Genomic DNA, 16,673 nt, shown 5'->3' with positions numbered 1-16,673 from the left:
ATCCGCGAGGAGTACCCGTGACCATCACGACACAGCGCACCCGGACCCCGGTCCCGGCACGGCTGGAGGTGCTCGACGCGACCATCGGCTACGGCCGGCGGCCCATCTCGGAGCACCTGGACGTCCGCATCCCGGACGAGTCCTTCACCGTCATCATCGGTCCCAACGCCTGCGGCAAGTCGACCCTGCTGCGCGCCGTGTCCCGGCTGCTGAAGCCCAGCGCCGGAAGGGTCGTCCTCGACGGACGGTCCATCGCGGAGTACCGGTCCAGGGAAGTGGCGCGGACCCTCGGGCTGCTGCCGCAGACGTCGCTGGCGCCCGACGGGATCACCGTCGCCGATCTGATCGCCCGGGGCCGCCACCCGCACCAGAGGCTGATGCGCCAGTGGACCGCGCAGGACGAGAAGGCCGTACTGGACGCCATGGCGGCCACCTCCGTCACCGAGCTGTCCGACAGGCCGGTCGACGAACTCTCCGGCGGCCAGCGCCAGCGCGTCTGGGTGGCGATGGTCCTCGCCCAGCAGACCCCGATCCTGCTGCTGGACGAACCGACCACGTTCCTCGACATCGCCCACCAGATCGATCTGCTGGAGCTGTTCACCGATCTGCACCGCGCCGGGCACACGCTCGTCGCCGTACTCCACGACCTGAACCACGCGGCCCGTTACGCGACCCATCTCATCGCCATGCGCGACGGCCGGGTCGTCGCCGAGGGCACCCCGCAGGAGGTGGTGACCGCCGGACTCGTGAAGGAAGTGTTCGATCTGCCCTGCCAGGTCGTCCCCGACCCGGTCACCGGCACACCCATGGTCATCCCCCTGGCCCGGCAGCGGGACCCCCGGTGAGCGCCGTCGGAACCGCCCGCGCCGACGGGCACCGTACGCGCGACGGCGGCGACGGGCCGAACTCCGTCCCGGCACTGTTCCGGGTCGCGCTCCTGCGTGACGGCCGCGGCCACCGGCTGACCCTCACCGCCCTGGCGTTCATGGTCCACCAGCTGTGCGAGGCGCTGGTGCCGATCCTCATCGGCGTCGTCATCGACCGGGCGCTGGCCCCCTCGGACCGCTCCGCCCTGTTCTGGTGGCTCACCGTGCTCGGGGCGGTCTTCGTCGTGCTGTCGCTGTCCTACCAGCGGGCGTCGACGGCCATGGTGGACGTCTACGGCTACGGCGAGCACGAGCTGCGGCAGCGCGCGATGACCCGGCTGCTGGACCCGCGTTCCCTGCGCCGCCGGCCCGGTCCGGGCGAGGCGCTCTCCCTGGTCTCGTCCGACACCTACCGGGTCGCCGGGGTCTCCTGGAGCGTCGTGCAGCAGGCCTCGACCGTCACCGCGATCCTCACCGCGTCGACGGCGCTGCTCCTGATCTCCGTACCCCTGGGCCTGGGTGTCATCGCCAGCACGGTCCTGGTGCTCGTCGTGATGCGCCGGGTCTCGATGCCGCTGGAGGCACGGGGAATGGCCGAGCAGAGTTCGGCCGCGCGAGCCGGCGACGTGGCCACCGACATGATCACCGGACTCCGGGTGGTCGTCGGCATGAACGCCCGGTCGGAGGCCGCCCGGCGCTACCGCACCGCGAGTGAGGATTCGCGGCGCGGGGCCGTGGCCACCTCGCGCTCGATGCTGGCGTACGGCAGTCTCAGCCTGCTGCTGTCGGGGGTGTTCCTCGCGGCGCTCGCGACGGCCTCGGGGTATCTCGCCCTGGACGGCGGCATCACGGTCGGTCAGCTCGTCACCGTCCTCGGGCTCGCCCAGTTCCTCCAGGGCTCGCTGGCCCATGTCGGTACGTTCGCCTCCAACTGGATCCACAAGCGTGCCTCCGCCCGGCGGCTGGGCGATCTGCTGGACGAGCCGCCGCTGATCGGCCCCGCCGAAGCCACCGGCGCGCCCGCCGCCACCACTCCCTCCACCGCCTCCGGATCCGCATCCGCTCCCGCGCTGCGGTGGCATCCGTCCGAGCACGGCGAACCCCTCGATCTGCGGCCCGGCGAACTCGTCGGCGTCGTCCCCGGCGACCCCGGGCACGCGAGGGAGCTGAGCGACCGGCTCGGCTACCGCGTCCCGCTCCGCCGCGGCGAACTCCTGGTCGACGGGGTCGACGCCGTCGACCTCGGCCCGGACGCGGTGCGCGCCCGGATCGCGGCGCCGCCCCACCACGGTGCGGTGTTCTCCGGCACCCTGCGCTCCAACCTCACCCCCCGGGGGAGCGAGAGCGACCCGGCCGTCCTCCGGGCCGCGATGCTCGACGACGTACTCGAACTGGTCGGGGGCGACCAGGCAGAGGTCGGCGAGCACGGCCGCAGGCTCTCCGGCGGCCAGCGTCAGCGGCTGCTGCTCGCCCGCGCGCTGCACAGCGACGTCGATCTCGTCGTCCTCGACGAACCCACCACCGCGGTCGACCCGGTGACCGAACAGCGCATCGCCGAAGGGCTGCGCGGCCTGCCCGCCACGACGCTCCTGATCACCACCAGCCGGATCCTGCTCTCCGCCTGCGACCGGGTCGTCGACCTCGGCGGCGTCCACCCCGAACCGAACGGAACCCCCAGGTGACCCCCGCGAAAGGCACACTGCCCATCGCCGGCCCCCGCCGCACCCGCGAGGAGCTCGTCCGCCGGCTCGGCGCGCACCGCGGCCGGCTCGCCGTATCGCTGCTCACCCTGCTCGGCGGTACGGCCGTCACCCTCGCCACCCCCCAGGTCCTCGGTGACATCGTGGACGCCGTCGCGGACGGGGCGGGGCGGGGCCGCATCACGGTGCTCGGCGTCGTCCTCGTACTCGTCGCCGTCGCCGGAGCCGCGCTCGCCTACGCGGGCGGCCGGATGCTGGTCGTCCTCGTCCAGGGCGTCCTCGCCGCCCTGCGCGAGGACGTGTTCGAGACCGCGGTCCACCTTCCGGCGAGCACCCTGGAGTCCTCGGACAGTTCCGATGTCGTCTCCCGGGTGACCCGCGATGTCGAAGCGGTCTCCGAAGCGGCCTCCGACGTGCTTCCCGATGTCACCAACGCGAGCTTCACGATCGGCCTCAGCCTGGTGGGCCTCGCGGTCCTCGATCTCCGGCTGGCCCTCGCCGGCCTGATCTGCCTGCCCGTCCATGTGTTCGCCACCCGGCAGTTCCTCTCCCGCTCGCACGTCGTGTACGGGGACATCCGCCGGCTGGAGTCCACACGCGGCCAGTCCGTCATCGAGGCGGTGCACGGCGCCGAGACCATCCGTACGTACCGGACCCAGGACCAGCACCTCGGCGAGCTGGCCGGACACAGCGAACTGGCCATCGCACGGCAGCGCGACGGCGTACGGCTGCGCAACCGGTTCACGGGCCTGCTCAACGCGGCGGAGTTCATCGGCCTGGCCGCCGTGCTGGTCACGGGCTTCGTGCTGCTGGACTCAGGGGCCATCTCGGTGGGCGCCGCCACGGCCGCCGCCCTCTACTTCCACCGTCTCTTCGGTCCGGTCGGGGCGCTGCTGGGGAGTCTGGACGACATCCAGCGGGCGACGGCGGGGCTGTCCCGGCTCGTGGGCATCACCGACCTGGGCCGCGACGGCTCCGGATCCGGCCGGGCGGAACAGTCCGGCCGGGCGGATCCGCGCCACCGCCCGGCGATCGACGTGAAGGGGGTCTCCTTCTCGTACGACGGAACGCGCCCCGCCCTGCGCGATGTCTCGCTCCACGTGCCCGCGGGCACGAGCCTCGCGCTCGTCGGCGCCAGCGGCTCGGGCAAGAGCACGCTGGCCCATCTCATCGCGGGCCTGGGCGAACCGGACCGCGGCGAGATCCTCACCGGGGACGCGGAGGGCGTTCGCACCGCCACCCGGTACCTGGTCACGCAGGAGATCCATCTGTTCGGCGGCACCCTGGCCGACAACCTGAGGATCGCCCGGCCCACCGCCACCGACGAGGATCTCCGCGGTGCCCTGCGCGAGGCCGGGGCCGGCTGGGCGCTGGAACTGGAATCGGGACTCGACACCGTCCTCGGCGCCGGTGGCACCCCGCTGGACGACGGATCGGTCCAGCACCTCGCGCTGGCCCGCGCGCTGCTCGCCGACCCGGACGTCGTCATCCTCGACGAGGCCACCGCGCAGTCCGGTCCGCAGACCCGCACGCTGCTTCAGACGGCTCTCGAACGCGTCACCCGCGGACGCACCAGTGTGATCGTGGCGCACCGCCTGGAACAGGCGCGCGACGCGGACCACATCCTGACCCTCCGCCACGGTGAGGTCGCCGAGCACGGCACGCACAGCGAACTGCTGGCCTCCGAGGGCGAGTACGCCGCGCTCTGGCAGGCGTACACCGGCACGGCCGCCGGTACCGGCGGCGCCCGGCAGCAGTGAGAACCACCACCGCCCGGCCCCCGACCACAGCACCCGCCCCCGACCCGACCCCGCACACGAAGGAGCAGCACCCATGACCATTCACCGCGCCGTGGTGGCCCGCGTCCGGCAGCTCACCCCGTCCATGGCCCGCGTCACGTTCCACGGCGAGGGTCTCGCCGCCTTCACGTCCACGGGTGTCGGCGACGAGTACGTCCGGCTGTTCTTCCCCCACGGTCCCGACCGTGGGGACGTCTCCCTGCCCGACTCCACGGAGAACGGCGGCTGGCAGACCCCCGAAGGGCGGCCCGAGGCGCCCGTACGGACGTACACCGTCCGGGCCGTCCGCCCGGAGGCCGGTGAGATCGACATCGACTTCGTGCTGCACGGTCACGGCACGGCATCGGGCTGGGCCGCCGCCGCCGCGCCCGGCGACGTGATCGGTCTCAACTCCCCCACCGGCCTCTACAGTCCCCCGGCCGACCTGGCCTGGCAGGTCCTGATCTCCGATCTGAGCGGGCTGCCCGCCGTCGGCCGCATCGTCGAGGACGCCCCGGACCACGTCACGACCCGGGCCGTCCTCGAAGTGCCCGACGCCTCCTGCGTGCAGCGTCTCACCGACGGGCCCGGCGTCCGGGCGACCTGGACCTACGGCGGCAACGGCCACGGCCCCAGCCGCCTGGCCGAACTGGTCGCCGCGGCGATCCCGCCCGGCACGGACCTGGCCGGCGGCTATGTGTGGGTCGCGGGGCAGACGGACGCCCTGCGCGCCGTACGCCGCTACCTGCGCAAGGACCTGAAGCTTCCCGCCGACCGCTTCAAGGTCGTCGGCTACTGGATGCCGGACGGCGACTCCTGGACCGAACGCTACGAAGCACTGCCCGCCGCCGTCCGTGCCGAGCTGGACAGCATGTGGGACAACCCGGCCGACGAGCCCGAGGACCTCACCATCCAGTACGAGGCCCGCCTCAGCACCCTCGGTCTGTGAGCCGGGGCGGCCCCCGCACGCCCGGCTGACAGTGCGCCGTTCCGGGCCGGGCGGAGAATCACGCACGTCCCCGAGCCGGGGGGGACGGGTTCTCAGGACGGTGCGATGGCCCGTGGGATCCAGAACTGCCGTTCCTGTACCTGGCACTGACGCTTGTAGTGCTCAGCGGCCAGCCCGTCGTGATGCCGGGCCAGGCGCAGCAGGTGCGCCTGGTAGAAGGCGGCGACGGTGGCGGCGGTACCGGGCCGGCGGAGGATGCTGTGGGCGGCCGTGCTGCCTTGCATGGCGGTGGTCATCGCGGTCTGAACGCCTTGCGCGGACAGTGGGTCGAGGGTCAGCGCCGCCTCACCGATCTTGATCCAGTCACGGCCGACGGTGCCCTCGGCGAGGGAGCTCGTGGCGTCGCAGGCGAACGTTCGGGTGATCTGTTCGCCCAGCCAGGGACCGACCAGGTCCGAGGCGGACAGCGTCGAACGGTAGAGCCGCCGCCGTGCGTCCCTGTCCAGCGCGGCACACCGGGCGCGCTCGACGAAGACCATCGCGTTGATCGTGTCGTCCGGCAGCAGCGCGGCGCAGAGCCACGCGTCATGGCCCGCCTCGACACGGACGCCGGGGCCCTCCCGCACCCCCGGTCGCCAGTATCCGTAGAGAGCGGTGGTACGCGCCCCCGCGCGGCGGCGGTTCTGGCGCAGCAGACCCGTCCGTCCGCCGGCGTCGACGAGGAACCGGCAGTCCAGGTCGAAGCGTCGGCCGGCCTGCCGCACCTCGATGCGCCAGCCGTCGTCGTGCCGGCGCGGGCGGCGGGCGAGGGCGGGCTGCGACACCCGCACTCCGGCCGTCCGCGCCGCGTCCAGCAGGAACGCGTCGAAGACGCCGCGGTCGGCGACGAACGTCGGTGCGCGGTGCTCGGCGCCCGCCCACCGCGCGAGCAGCTCCGCGGGGCGCACGCCGGAGGGGGCGAGATGGCCCAGGGCGCCCAGGACCTGGGAGATCCCCGGCGCCAGACAGTCGCCGAGCCGGCGGCGGGGGAACACCGCACGTTCCACCAGGTGGACGGAGTGCCCCAGCAGGGCGAGCCGGCGGGCGGCGGTCGAGCCCGCGGGCCCGCCGCCGATCACGCAGACGTCCGCCCGGACGGACATCGTCACCGGCCGGGGCCGATCACGTCGAGGTAGTCCGGCCGCTTCTCCGTCAGCCGCGCGTACATGCACAGGCAATGGTGGAGCCAGCCCCGGATGTAGTCACAGGCCGGGCGGCCACGCCCGATGACCTCGTGATGGCACCCCCCGCCGCACAGGTACCGCGCCCAGCAGTCGGAGCACGGCTGCTGCCGGTGCACATGCCGGTCGTCCAGCCATTTCAGCTGCCGCGCCGGATCCACCCCGGTGAGGACGTCGCCCATCCTGCGCTCGTCGTCCCCGACGAAACGGTGGCAGGCGAACAGCTCGCCGTCGGCGGACGCGCCCAGATATCCCGCCCCGGCACCGCACGGGTACGGACGGTGGGTACCCCGGTGGATCTCCCGCAGCGCGTTGACGGCGTTGAGGAACGGATAGGCGATGCCCTTCTCGACCCGCTCCTCGAAGCGCTCGGCGCAGGCGGTCATCTGTTCGAGCATGATGTTCAGGTCGGACCCGGCCATCTCGTCGGCGCCGGTGGGCGAGCTGAGCATCGGCGAGAACCCGACACTGTCGAACCCCAGGGAGATGAATTCCTCCAGCGTCTCCGGGAGGGAGAGGTTCCGCGGTGTCACGGTGACGCGGGCGGAGACATTCATGGTTCCCCGTCGGTCGTTCAGCAGCGGCTCCAGACGCCTGAGCACCCGTTCGTAGGTGGGCCGTCCGTTCCTTGCGGGGCGCAGCCGGTCGTGGACGGCGCCCACGCCGTCGAGGCTGACGGTGACGGCGAATCCGTGCCGTGCGAAGAATTCGGCGTCGTCGGGCCTGACCAGTGTTCCGTTCGTCGTGATCGAGTATCCGACGCGGACTCCGCGCTCCGCGGCGCGCACGGCGGCGTGCTCGGTGGCGGACCGCAGTACACGGCGATTGGCGAGCGGCTCGCCGCCGAGGAACGCGATGGTGATCCGCTCCCCGGCCGCCGCGTCGTCCACCAGGCGGTCGACCGTCGCGTGGGCGACCTGCTCGGACATCAGCTTGGCGGCACCGCCGAAGTCGCCCTGCTCCGCGTAGCAGTAGGTGCAGCCCAAGTTGCAGGTCTGCGCGATGGCGAGGGAGATGGAGCGCAGGGGGACCTCGCCGGGGACCTCGTCGAGCGCTACGGGGACGTCCAGGCCGAACCGGGCGAGCAGGGCGCTCGCGGCGGCCTCGTCCCGCGCCTCGGCCGCGTCCTCGAAGAGCTCCCGGGCCTCCGGCGGAATCGCGTAGACGAGCGAACCCGCGGAGACGAGGATGTGCGGGCCGTTCCCTCCGTCGAACAAGTGATAGCCGCGGACCCGGGGCTCAGTCACCGTCGCGGTCATGGTCGTCCTTTCCCTCAAGGACGAAGCTCAGCTTGTCCTCCCAACCGGCGATGATGTCCTCGTGCTGGAGCAGGTCCGACTGACGAAGCGTGTAGACCTTGGGCGTGGTGGGTGTCCGATCGCGCTGGAGCCAGTTGTGGCCTCGGCTGCCTTCGGCCTCGTCCGCCTCGACGTTGACGTAGTCGGGCCGGCTGGCGGCCCAGTAGTAGCAACCGCAGCCGATGAAGTCGTTCTGCCACGGGGAACAGAGGCTCTGTGTCAGCTCACCGGGCTGGGCGAGTTGGCGGCTGAGCACCGCGGTGCGGGCGTCCTCCCCGCCCTCGGGCCCGGACTCCTCGAAGATCTTCCGGACCCTCAGCGAGACGTCCTGCTGGTCGTCGTCGCCCTTGGTGAAGGTGCACCGGACTTCCTGCCCCGCCTTCTGCGCGACGTCGGCAAGGGCGTTCGACCATTCCAAGGACCAGTTGCCCAGACTCTCGCTGGCCCCTCCGGGCGACCGCGGCCCGGCGACCTCGATCCAGACCGGATGCCCGTCCACGGCGAGAAGGATCTCGCCGACGAGCGCCCGCACCTCTTCGGGCGCGTCGTCGTCGACGGCCAGGACCAGGGCGACCGCCTCGTGCAGGTGGATTCCGGCGAAGACACGGCGCCACAGATTGCGCAGGTCCAGTTCGAGGCCGGGGTAGAAGTTGCCGACGGAGGACGCCGGGGTCGTACCGGGAGGGTTACCACGCGCCCGGTAGGCGAGCTGGGCGGTCAGGTTCCGGGGCGCGATAGGTTCCACGGCTACTCCTGGGCTCTGCGATGACGGTGTCGGTGGCGGCGGTGACGGCAGTCGTCACTCGTCCCCGTCCGGCGGCATCGCGGCGATCCAGGCCTCGACGATCTCAAGGCCGGTCTTGTCGGTGCCGGGCACGGTGCGACTGAACGGTCCGTGCATGGGGTGGTCCTCGCGGCGCAGCAGGCGTACGAACGCCGAGGCCTCCGCATCGCCCGGGGTCACCAGGCGCTGCCCGGCCTCCGCTCCCGCGAGCGGTCCCTGGGCGTTCGCCGTACGGACGTGCTCCAGCAGGTCCAGGGGGTGCACGAAGAGGTCCGACAACGGACCCGACTCCGTGGGAATGTGCTCATGGAGGGGAGCCATCGCGCGGAAGAACTCCACGAGGAGGAGCATCATGCGCTCGGGCTCGGTCGTGGCCTGCGTCTCCAGGGCGGCGCGACGCAGGAGCTCGATCTGACGGCGGGTGAGCGCCAGCTCCAGGGTGTCGCTGCCGCGCATGAGCGCCGGCATCTTCTGGCGTGCCATGGTCGAGAAATCACCGGCTTCGTCGTAGGAACGGATCAGGTCACGCGGGATGGGCAGTACGCCGTTCCGCCAGCTCGTCATGAGCTGCTCGTGAATCGCCAGGACCTGGTGGTAGGGAGCCTCGCCCTGGCCGAAGACGGGCTCGAAGGCCCGCTCGTACTCGGCGGTCTCGTGGCGCGCCTGGTTGGTGGCGTTCGTCGCGACGCCGCCGATCCCCTGGTCCGCGTTCATGGCCATCGTGTTCATCAGGCGCACCGTCTCCAGGGCTCGGCGCAGGGTGTCCTCCACTTCGTCCCGGTCCAGCTCACCGGAGACGGTGGGCCCGAACAGCGCCTGTAGGAGGTCGTCCTGCAGCGTGCGGACGTGGAAACTGTCCGGCGCGAAGTCGGGCACTCCGGAGCAGATCCGGGCCGACGCGCCGAGCACCCGGCCGCCGACGGTGACCTCGACGCCGACGATTCCGTCGCAGGCGTCGTCGACGTAGCCCTTGGAGATGTAGCGCTGCCCCTGTTGGTCGAGCGTGCCCTCGTAGGTCTGGGCCGGGAAGGTCACCAGTGGCGCGGCCGGGTCGCCGTCGAAGTGGTCGTCCCAGCGCCCCACGGCGGGGTCGTACACGTCGTCGCTGACTTGCGGATCACCCGGCCGTACCCCGAACACCGCGCCCCGGCTGGGCACGAAACGCATCCGGATCTCGGGGAACTCGCCCGTCGGCCTGATGAAGCGGACCGTGCCGAGCGAAATCGACTTGCCCGCTTTGAAATTGTCGGCGCGACCGGCGAGCGGATGCTCGGCGTGGTCGTTGAACGGCCCGGTGTCGGCGTGGATCCCGTCCTTGACGTCCCCTGTGCGCCGCGCGGCCTTGAGGTTGGCCACCACGACCCGCCAGCGGAGGTCGGCGGGGGTCAGGCCGACGGCTTCGAGGCCTGCGGTGGTGAGGGGTTCCAGGTCGCCGGTGCCGAAGCGGGCCCACAGTTCCAGGAAGGGCGCCACCGGACGGATCCGGCCCGCGCCGTCCCGGAATCGGACTTCGGCCGGCTGTGTCTCCTCGGTGATCGCTCCGCTGTCGGGGTCGACGTGCAAGGTCGGCGCGGGCCGCAGTTCCCGATATCCGGTCGGTTCGCGGACCACGGCGTGGTAGTTGTCCATCGGCTCGCCGGACGAACCGAAGCGGCCGATGGCCAGTGGCGGGAGGATCCGCAGTTCCGTGATGGCGCTGCCGTCCAGCGGGCCGTCGGGCACCGGTCGGCTCTCGGTGTCGCGCACTGGCCGGAGCTCTTCGGCGTCGTCCGCAGCCGTTGTTCCCTCAGTGCTCTGCCGTGCGCCCAGTGTCTCGTCCCGACCTACCCGGCGAGGGGAATTCATGGGTCCTCATCTCCTGCGTCGGCTGCCCTCAACACGAAGGCCGTATTCACGGACAGCGGGAAGTGTCTGGTCCCATGGCTCTACGGCTGTCCTGGTCACCTCCTTTGTCCAGGACTTCCCCCTGCGCACCCGGCGATGACCTGCCAATCGTGTGGTTCCGCAAACCGGCGGGGGAACGCTCGCGGCCGGTGGTCAGTGGGGCGCGCCGGCTGATCGGGGCCGTCTGCGGACTCCCCGCCCGCCTCGGCGAGAGCGGTGGGCGGCCTCGGCGAGAGCGGCGGGGTGGCTCGGCATGGGGCGCCGTCAGCCGTCGTCGCGCTCCCGCCGGGGATGACGGGACGGCCTCCTACACGCCCAGCCCGGTGATGCGGTACTGCATCACCCGGTAGTTCTGGTCGTCGTACCACTGGCTGACCGCGATGTGGAAGTCGCCGAAGGTCGAGCCCGGGATGATGAACCCGCCGTACGGGCTCGCCACCGCGTTGCCGAATTCCAGTCCGGGCACGGTGGGCACGATGATCGTCTGTTCCGGTGTGGCGAACAGGTTGGACGTCGGCAGCGGGAAGATCTGCGCGCGCATGTCGAGCGGGTCCATGTTGAGCCAGGTGAGGGCGTATTTCCCGTCCATGGCCCGGAAACAGATCTCGCCCCAGCGGCGCGGTCCGGAGACCGAGGTCGGATGGTTCCCCCAGGCCCAGGCGCCATTGGCGTAGCCCCAGGGTTCATAGGCGGCGGGATTTCCCAGGGCGTCCTGCGGAACCCGGTGGAGCAGCAGGTCCGATGTCACATCGCGATTGAATACGGTGGACAGGACGTAGCAGTACCCGTCGTCCGCCACCGCGTATGTCTTCTGCTGGAACTGCCCGTTGTACTGGTCGCCCGGCCATTGGCAGAGGTATTCCCAGGTTTCCCCGCTGTCCCGGGAGCGCCAGAAGTCGGAGTGGTGCGTCTGGTAGATCACCCCGCGCATCAGGTGCATGTACATCGTGTCCCCGATGGTGAACACGTCGGAGGGAATGGCGGTGGTGCCGCCGTCGTGTCCTTCGGGAACCAGGCTCTCGGCGTGGGCGCCTCCGACGCTGTCGTCGATGACGAGCGAGCCGAGGGAGGGGTTGCGGGCGCGCAGGCCCACCGGGGCCCGCCAGTCGGGGCCCCCGACGCCGCCGCCGTCGAAGGTGTCGCCACCGACGAGGAGCATGGTGCCGTCGGGGCAGCGGGCGGGAATGCCCAGGTCGGTCCAGGGGGCCGCGAAACGGCCGGTCTCCGCGGGACCGGTGAGGTTGCGGATCTTGGCACCGGTGATCAGTCTCGCGCCGCGCCCGGTGGCGTCCGCCGGCGCGGTGCCCGCGGCGATGCCCGCCGCGGCGAGGGCGGCGCCCGTACCGGCCCTCAGAAGGGAACGGCGGCTCAGGGAGCGGGAGCCCTGCGGATGCAGGTCCTGCGGATCGGAACCCTGCGCATGAGGGCCCTGCGGTCGGGGGGATTGCTGCATGGACAGCTCCTGTGGGGAGGGGCTCGCTGCGGGTGATGCGATACGGCCGCCGATTCGGCTGCGCCGCCGCACCTTCCGGATCGTAGGGCGCGAAGTCCGCGCGCGACAGGTGGTGTTGACCGGCGCGAATTCTCCGCCATTGGTCCGACCGCTGAAAGAACCACAGCCGCACGGGGTCTCTTCCGAAAGCCCAACTCGCCTTTTCCGCAACGACCTTGACTTTGCATTACCGTGCGCGACACCGTGCTGTATGCGAAAGAACAGAACCCCCCACCGCATGTTCGCAAGCCTGGCCGCTGCCGGAATTCTGCTCGCCCTTCCGGCCACCGCCCACGCCGCGTCCACCCACGACCCCCAGCCCCATGGCCTGCGCGCCTTCCAGGCGAACCACGGACTCCGCCCCACCGGTTCCGTGGACGCCGCCACCGCACGACTGCTCGACGCCGCCCCGGACAGCGAATTGCGCACGGTCTTCGCCGCGCCGTCCGATCTCGGGCCGGAGGAACTGGCCAACGCCCGGACCGTCATCGGCGTCGGGAAAGGCGCGCAGATACCGGAGCAGGGTCAGGTCATCGCCCTGATGACGGCGATGCAGGAGTCGAAGTTCGTCAACTACACGGTCCCCGTGGACCATGACTCACTGGGCATCTTCCAGCAGCGGCCCAGTATGGGCTGGGGCACTCCGGAGCAGATCACGGATGTCGCCACCTCGTCCAAGTCCTTCTACGGGGTGGCCCCGTTCGGCAACAACCCCGGGTTGATCCAGATCGCCGGCTGGGAATCCATGGCGCCCGGCGAGGTGTGCCAGGCGGTGCAGCGTTCCGCCTATCCCGACCGGTACGCGCAGTGGGAGCAGTTCGCCCGCGACCTGCTCGCACAGGAAGGCCCCTCGGTCGACCCCATCTACTGACGGCGAGGCCCCGGCGCCTCCACACACGCGGGTGCCCCCGTCCGGCGGGACGGGGGCACCCGTACGTTCGCGGGAGGCCCGGTCAGCAGCCGCCGCAGTTGTAGAACGTCACGTCCCAGTGGTTGCCCTCGTCCGCGTAGATGTTGCCGGAACCGGACTGGTACTGGGGCGCACCGTCACCCCGCACGCCTATGTAGGTGAAGACACCCTTGACGTAGTTGGTGACGCAGGTGCTCTTGGCGAAGTCGAGCTTGTAGCCGTTCCAGTGGGAGTACGTGCCGCCGGCGTGCCCGGTCTCGGTGCCACCGGTGATGTTGAGCGCACAGCCCGTGGCGCTCTTGAGGGTCTGGGCGCCCTGGGCGGTGGCCAGGTTCAGCTGGTCGAAGGACGTGCACGTGGGCACGTTCCGGTCGGAGCAGCCGCCCGACGACGACCAGGTGACCCCGGACGAGCTGAACCGGGAGGTCGCCTGCGAGTGGGTGAGCTTGGTGACGGCGTGCGCCTGGGTGGCGCCGCTGCCGAGCGCGCCGATACCGGGGGCGAAGAGCGCGCCGAGGACAAGGGCCAGGGCGGTGAGGGCGGAGCGGAGTCTCGGGCGGGTCGCCTGGGGCACCATGGGGGGGATTCCTCCTGCTCATGACAATTTGTGGGATGTCCGGGCGCGCGGAACGCACACACCGGGCAGGGAGATACTGCCCGAGTTCTACGCGCGTCCGCCAGAGGTCGGCATGTTGCCATGCGGTGAACATCGCGACACCCGGCCCGGCGCACGGCCCGGGAGGCCCTCGGCCGCGAGACACCCGGACGGCGACCGGCGGCCACCTGCGGTCACGCGGGGTGCGCCCGGAGGCCGGCCGAAGGTCGCACGAACCCTCGATGTTGAACATTGAACTAGATTGCTCTACAGTGAATCTCGTTGAAGGTTAAACAACACCGACGACACCCGTACCCCGCCGCTCGAAACGTCCCCCGAGGAGGAGCCATGGCTCTGTTCAACCGCAAGTCCACTGCCACCCCGACCGCCACCGAGACCCCCGCGGTGGACCCCGCGCTCGCCGCCCTGACCGGCGACTACGCGATCGACCCGGCCCACAGCAGCATCGGCTTCACCGTGCGTCACGCCATGGTCACCAATGTGCGCGGCTCCTTCGGTGAGCACGAGGGGTCCCTGAAGCTGGACGGGGCCGACCCGGCCAACTCGGCGGCCTCCATCGACGTCAGGATCGCCAGCGTCGACACCGGCATCGCGGACCGTGACGGCCACCTGGTCAGCGGCGACTTCTTCGACGCCGAGAAGTACCCGCTCATGACGTTCCGCTCCACGCGGGCGGAGCAGCTCGGCGGCGACAAGTACCGCGTCACCGGCGACCTCACCATCAAGGACGTCACGCGTCCCCTCGCCATCGACCTGGAGTTCAACGGCTCCGCCACCGACGTCTACGGCAACGAGCGCGTCGGCTTCGAGGGCAGCGCGGACATCCTGCGCTCCGACTGGGGCCTGACCTGGAACGCGGCGCTGGAGACCGGCGGCGTGATGGTCAGCGACAAGGTCAAGCTGAACTTCGACATCTCCGCGATCAAGGCCGCCGCAGCGCAGGCCTGATCCTCCCCGGGCGCCACGCCCGGAACGAGCGCGCCCGCCTTTCCTTCCCCGCACGGGGAGGGAGGCGGGCGCTCGGCGTGCGGGGCCGGTGCGCGGGCCGGCGGACCACCGGCCGCCTCCCGGTGCGCGCGACGGCGGACCACCGGGCCACTCCCCGTGCGAACGGCCGGGCCGCTCCCCGTGCGAACGGCCGGCGGATCACCCGCCCCGCCCGGACCTCGCGATTCGGCGGCCCGGGTGCTGCCCCGTCATCCCCGGCGGGCGGTACGGCCTTCAGCGTGCGGACGACCAGACCGTGCCCCGCGCCTCGTACTCCAGCATGCTCTCGATGCCGGTCGCGGCGTCCGGGCCCAGTTCACGGCGGACGATCCACAGCGCGAGCTCCAGTCCCGAGGTGATGCCGCCCGCGGTCACCAGGTCGCCGTCGTCGACGACGCGGGCGTTCTTCAGCACACCGCCCTGCTGTTCCAGGTCCGCACGGGCGCGCTGATGGGTGGTGCAGGGGCGCCCACGGGTCAGCCCGGCGGCCGAGCAGAGCATGACCCCCGTGCACAGCGCGCCGATGGTGAGGCCGGGGCGTACCGCCGCCGCCAGGGCGCGCGGCAGGGTGCCCCTGTTGATCTCGGCCCACACCCCGGGGCTGTCCCGCCGGGCGTAGCCGCCGCCGGGTACGACCAGCACATCGGCCTTCTCCGGCTCCCAGGGGCCGATGTCGCGCAGGCGCGTGCCGTAGGCGGCGGTGACACCGGCCGGTCCGGCGGCCCTGACGTAGTCGACCGTCACCGGCCGCGAGGTGAAGAACCTCGCGGCGGAGAAGACCTCGTACGGTGCGGCGAAGTCGAGTTCCTCCACCCCTTCGTACATGACGACCTGGACCCGGAAGGAACGTGCCGGTTTCCCCGTCGCGCTCCGCTCCCCCACCGCCGCTGTCGCCGGGCTCGCGATGCCCGCCAGCACGCCGGTGGCGCCCAGCGCGGTGGAGGTACGGAGCACATCGCGTCGGTTCATGGGTTTCATACGGTCTCCTGTTCGGTCCCGGGACGCTCTGCTCCAGTGGTCGGGCTCCGTGCCGTCGGAGTTCCCGTCCGGTCCGGGGTTTCCGCGGGCGGCGATCACACGGGGGGCGGCGGGGCGGGGCCGTCGGACGTCGTCGCGCCGACCACCAGAGTGCACGGGTGGGCGTGTACGCCGGGGTCGTCACGGCCCTCCGCCACCTGTGCGCCCGCCGCCGCGCCGAGGCCCGCCAGGCCGGTGTCGACGGTCGTCAGATGGCGGGTGCCCTGGCCGCTGATCACCGTCTCCCAGTTGTCCACCCCGACCAGCGCGACATCGTCCGGGACACGCCTGCCGGACTCCAGCAGGACGGACTCCACGCCCAGTGCGATCTGGTCGTTGCCGCAGAACACGGCGTCGAACCGGACTCCGGACGCGAGCAGCCGGCGGCAGACCGCCGCGCCCGAGGCGCGGCTCCAGTCGCCCCGGAGCGTGTCGGCGGCGGCGGACAGCCCCGCTTCGGCCAGCACGGCCAGCAGGCCCCGCTCCCGGCCCGTCGCCGCGGTGTCGTGCTCCCCGCCGGTGATGTGGGCGATGTGCCGCCTGCCGAGGGTCAGCAGGTGCTCACCGGCCAGCCGCCCGGCCATCTCGCTGTCCGGTACGTAGCAGGCGTCGTCCGGGCGGTCGGTGAGACCGTGCGCGTACACCACCGGGACGGAGAACTCGCCGGTGAGGGAACGCAGTCGGGCGTGCAGGCCGTCACCCAGGACCAGCAGCCCGTCCACCCGGCGGGCCTGCAGCCTGCGGACGCTCTCGGCCATCACGTCCGGGTCGCGCCCCATGTCGTAGAGCAGGCACGCCTGTTCGCGGCTCCCCAGATGGGCGACCGCGCCGACCAGTACCGGCTCGGTGAACGCACCTCGCGCGTTGTGCGCGAGGATGCCGATCGTCCGGCTGCGTCCGAGCGCGAACGACTGCGCCAGCGCGTTGGGGCGGAAGTCCAGGCGGAGGGCGGCCTCCGCGATGCGCGCCCGGGTCGCCCCCGAGATCCGCCCGCCGCCGTTCAGCGCCCGCGACGCCGTGGAGAGCGACACCCCGGCGACCGCCGCGACATCGCTCAGGGTGACCCTGTTCCGTTCCGACATGGCCCCAGCCTACCGAGCTGCGCAACTGCTTGCCCACCCAAGGGATTTACCGCTTTAACTCTTGACACCAGCATGGGCCCGGAACAGTCT

14 protein-coding genes are annotated in these 16,673 nt (G+C 71.6%); 6 read left to right on the top strand and 8 right to left on the bottom strand.

Translation table 11 applies throughout. From position 1 onward, the window contains the following. Positions 1–17: 17 nt before the first annotated feature. The 4 genes from ABT170_RS04075 (at position 18) to ABT170_RS04060 (ending at position 5,293) form a co-directional block, all read left to right on the top strand. Positions 18–845: an ABC transporter ATP-binding protein gene (locus tag ABT170_RS04075; RefSeq protein WP_443034372.1), complete on the top strand. Its 828-nt coding sequence runs from the start codon at positions 18–20 to the stop codon at positions 843–845. Further along, on the top strand, positions 842–2,548 hold the full coding sequence (locus tag ABT170_RS04070) for an ABC transporter transmembrane domain-containing protein (protein ID WP_351863920.1): 1,707 nt from the start codon (positions 842–844) through the stop codon (positions 2,546–2,548). The genes ABT170_RS04075 and ABT170_RS04070 overlap by 4 nt, the downstream gene beginning before the upstream one ends. Next, complete coding sequence (locus ABT170_RS04065; protein ID WP_351863918.1) at positions 2,545–4,326, top strand: ABC transporter ATP-binding protein; 1,782 nt, start codon at positions 2,545–2,547, stop codon at positions 4,324–4,326. Before ABT170_RS04070 ends, ABT170_RS04065 begins: the two co-directional genes overlap by 4 nt. Before the next feature lie 73 nt (positions 4,327–4,399). After that, positions 4,400–5,293, top strand: a complete 894-nt coding sequence (locus tag ABT170_RS04060; RefSeq protein ID WP_329945855.1) for a siderophore-interacting protein — start codon at positions 4,400–4,402, stop codon at positions 5,291–5,293. Between the two features lie 92 nt (positions 5,294–5,385). Here ABT170_RS04060 and ABT170_RS04055 read toward each other — a convergent pair whose 3' ends face one another. The 5 genes from ABT170_RS04055 to ABT170_RS04035 all read right to left on the bottom strand — a co-directional run bounded on the left by ABT170_RS04055 (position 5,386) and on the right by ABT170_RS04035 (position 11,932). After that, positions 5,386–6,435 (bottom strand): NAD(P)/FAD-dependent oxidoreductase, encoded by a 1,050-nt coding sequence (locus ABT170_RS04055; RefSeq protein WP_329946061.1) that lies wholly within the window; start codon positions 6,433–6,435, stop codon positions 5,386–5,388. 2 nt (positions 6,436–6,437) lie between these two features. Continuing rightward, positions 6,438–7,772, bottom strand: a complete 1,335-nt coding sequence (locus ABT170_RS04050) for a radical SAM/SPASM domain-containing protein (RefSeq protein WP_351863916.1) — start codon at positions 7,770–7,772, stop codon at positions 6,438–6,440. Further along, on the bottom strand, positions 7,753–8,556 hold the full coding sequence (locus ABT170_RS04045; protein ID WP_329945857.1) for a hypothetical protein: 804 nt from the start codon (positions 8,554–8,556) through the stop codon (positions 7,753–7,755). Before ABT170_RS04045 ends, ABT170_RS04050 begins: the two co-directional genes overlap by 20 nt. Positions 8,557–8,610: 54 nt before the next feature. Continuing rightward, the gene (locus tag ABT170_RS04040; RefSeq protein ID WP_351863913.1) at positions 8,611–10,341 is read right to left on the bottom strand and encodes a hypothetical protein; all 1,731 of its coding nucleotides are present in this window, start codon (positions 10,339–10,341) and stop codon (positions 8,611–8,613) included. Between the two features lie 445 nt (positions 10,342–10,786). Beyond that, complete coding sequence (locus ABT170_RS04035) at positions 10,787–11,932, bottom strand: DUF4185 domain-containing protein (protein WP_351863910.1); 1,146 nt, start codon at positions 11,930–11,932, stop codon at positions 10,787–10,789. 250 nt (positions 11,933–12,182) lie between these two features. Here ABT170_RS04035 and ABT170_RS04030 point away from each other — a divergent pair, with 250 nt between their 5' ends. Next, positions 12,183–12,842: a peptidoglycan-binding domain-containing protein gene (locus tag ABT170_RS04030; RefSeq protein ID WP_329945860.1), complete on the top strand. Its 660-nt coding sequence runs from the start codon at positions 12,183–12,185 to the stop codon at positions 12,840–12,842. Positions 12,843–12,924: 82 nt separating this feature from the next. Here the strand turns inward: ABT170_RS04030 and ABT170_RS04025 are convergent, their stop codons facing one another. Further along, positions 12,925–13,458 carry a hypothetical protein gene (locus ABT170_RS04025; protein WP_329945862.1) on the bottom strand — a complete coding sequence of 178 codons (534 nt, stop codon included), beginning with the start codon at positions 13,456–13,458 and terminating at the stop codon, positions 12,925–12,927. Positions 13,459–13,824: 366 nt separating this feature from the next. On the opposite strand from ABT170_RS04025, the gene ABT170_RS04020 reads away from it, so the two are divergent. After that, entirely contained in the window at positions 13,825–14,445 is a 621-nt protein-coding gene (locus tag ABT170_RS04020) for a YceI family protein (protein WP_351863905.1), read from the top strand. 273 nt (positions 14,446–14,718) lie between these two features. On the opposite strand, the gene ABT170_RS04015 is transcribed toward ABT170_RS04020, so the two are convergent. Further along, positions 14,719–15,453, bottom strand: coding sequence for a DJ-1/PfpI family protein (locus ABT170_RS04015; RefSeq protein ID WP_443034379.1), 735 nt, complete (start codon positions 15,451–15,453; stop codon positions 14,719–14,721). Between the two features lie 104 nt (positions 15,454–15,557). Further along, the gene (locus tag ABT170_RS04010) at positions 15,558–16,583 is read right to left on the bottom strand and encodes a LacI family DNA-binding transcriptional regulator (protein ID WP_329945865.1); all 1,026 of its coding nucleotides are present in this window, start codon (positions 16,581–16,583) and stop codon (positions 15,558–15,560) included. Positions 16,584–16,673 lie beyond the last annotated feature (90 nt).

Origin of the sequence: Streptomyces sp. NPDC001787, from assembly GCF_040297465.1 — a bacterium.
In the GTDB taxonomy this organism is placed as follows: domain Bacteria; phylum Actinomycetota; class Actinomycetes; order Streptomycetales; family Streptomycetaceae; genus Streptomyces.
This window is presented reverse-complemented; position numbering and strand designations above follow the sequence as displayed.

Coding starts and splice junctions, on each gene's coding strand:
- ABT170_RS04060 (WP_329945855.1), top strand. CDS start 4,400: ATGACCATTCACCGCGCCGTGGTGGCCCGCGTCCGGCAGCTCACCCCG.
- ABT170_RS04055 (WP_329946061.1), bottom strand. CDS start 6,435: ATGTCCGTCCGGGCGGACGTCTGCGTGATCGGCGGCGGGCCCGCGGGC.
- ABT170_RS04050 (WP_351863916.1), bottom strand. CDS start 7,772: ATGACCGCGACGGTGACTGAGCCCCGGGTCCGCGGCTATCACTTGTTC.
- ABT170_RS04035 (WP_351863910.1), bottom strand. CDS start 11,932: ATGCAGCAATCCCCCCGACCGCAGGGCCCTCATGCGCAGGGTTCCGAT.
- ABT170_RS04030 (WP_329945860.1), top strand. CDS start 12,183: ATGCGAAAGAACAGAACCCCCCACCGCATGTTCGCAAGCCTGGCCGCT.
- ABT170_RS04025 (WP_329945862.1), bottom strand. CDS start 13,458: ATGGTGCCCCAGGCGACCCGCCCGAGACTCCGCTCCGCCCTCACCGCC.
- ABT170_RS04020 (WP_351863905.1), top strand. CDS start 13,825: ATGGCTCTGTTCAACCGCAAGTCCACTGCCACCCCGACCGCCACCGAG.
- ABT170_RS04015 (WP_443034379.1), bottom strand. CDS start 15,453: ATGAACCGACGCGATGTGCTCCGTACCTCCACCGCGCTGGGCGCCACC.
- ABT170_RS04010 (WP_329945865.1), bottom strand. CDS start 16,583: ATGTCGGAACGGAACAGGGTCACCCTGAGCGATGTCGCGGCGGTCGCC.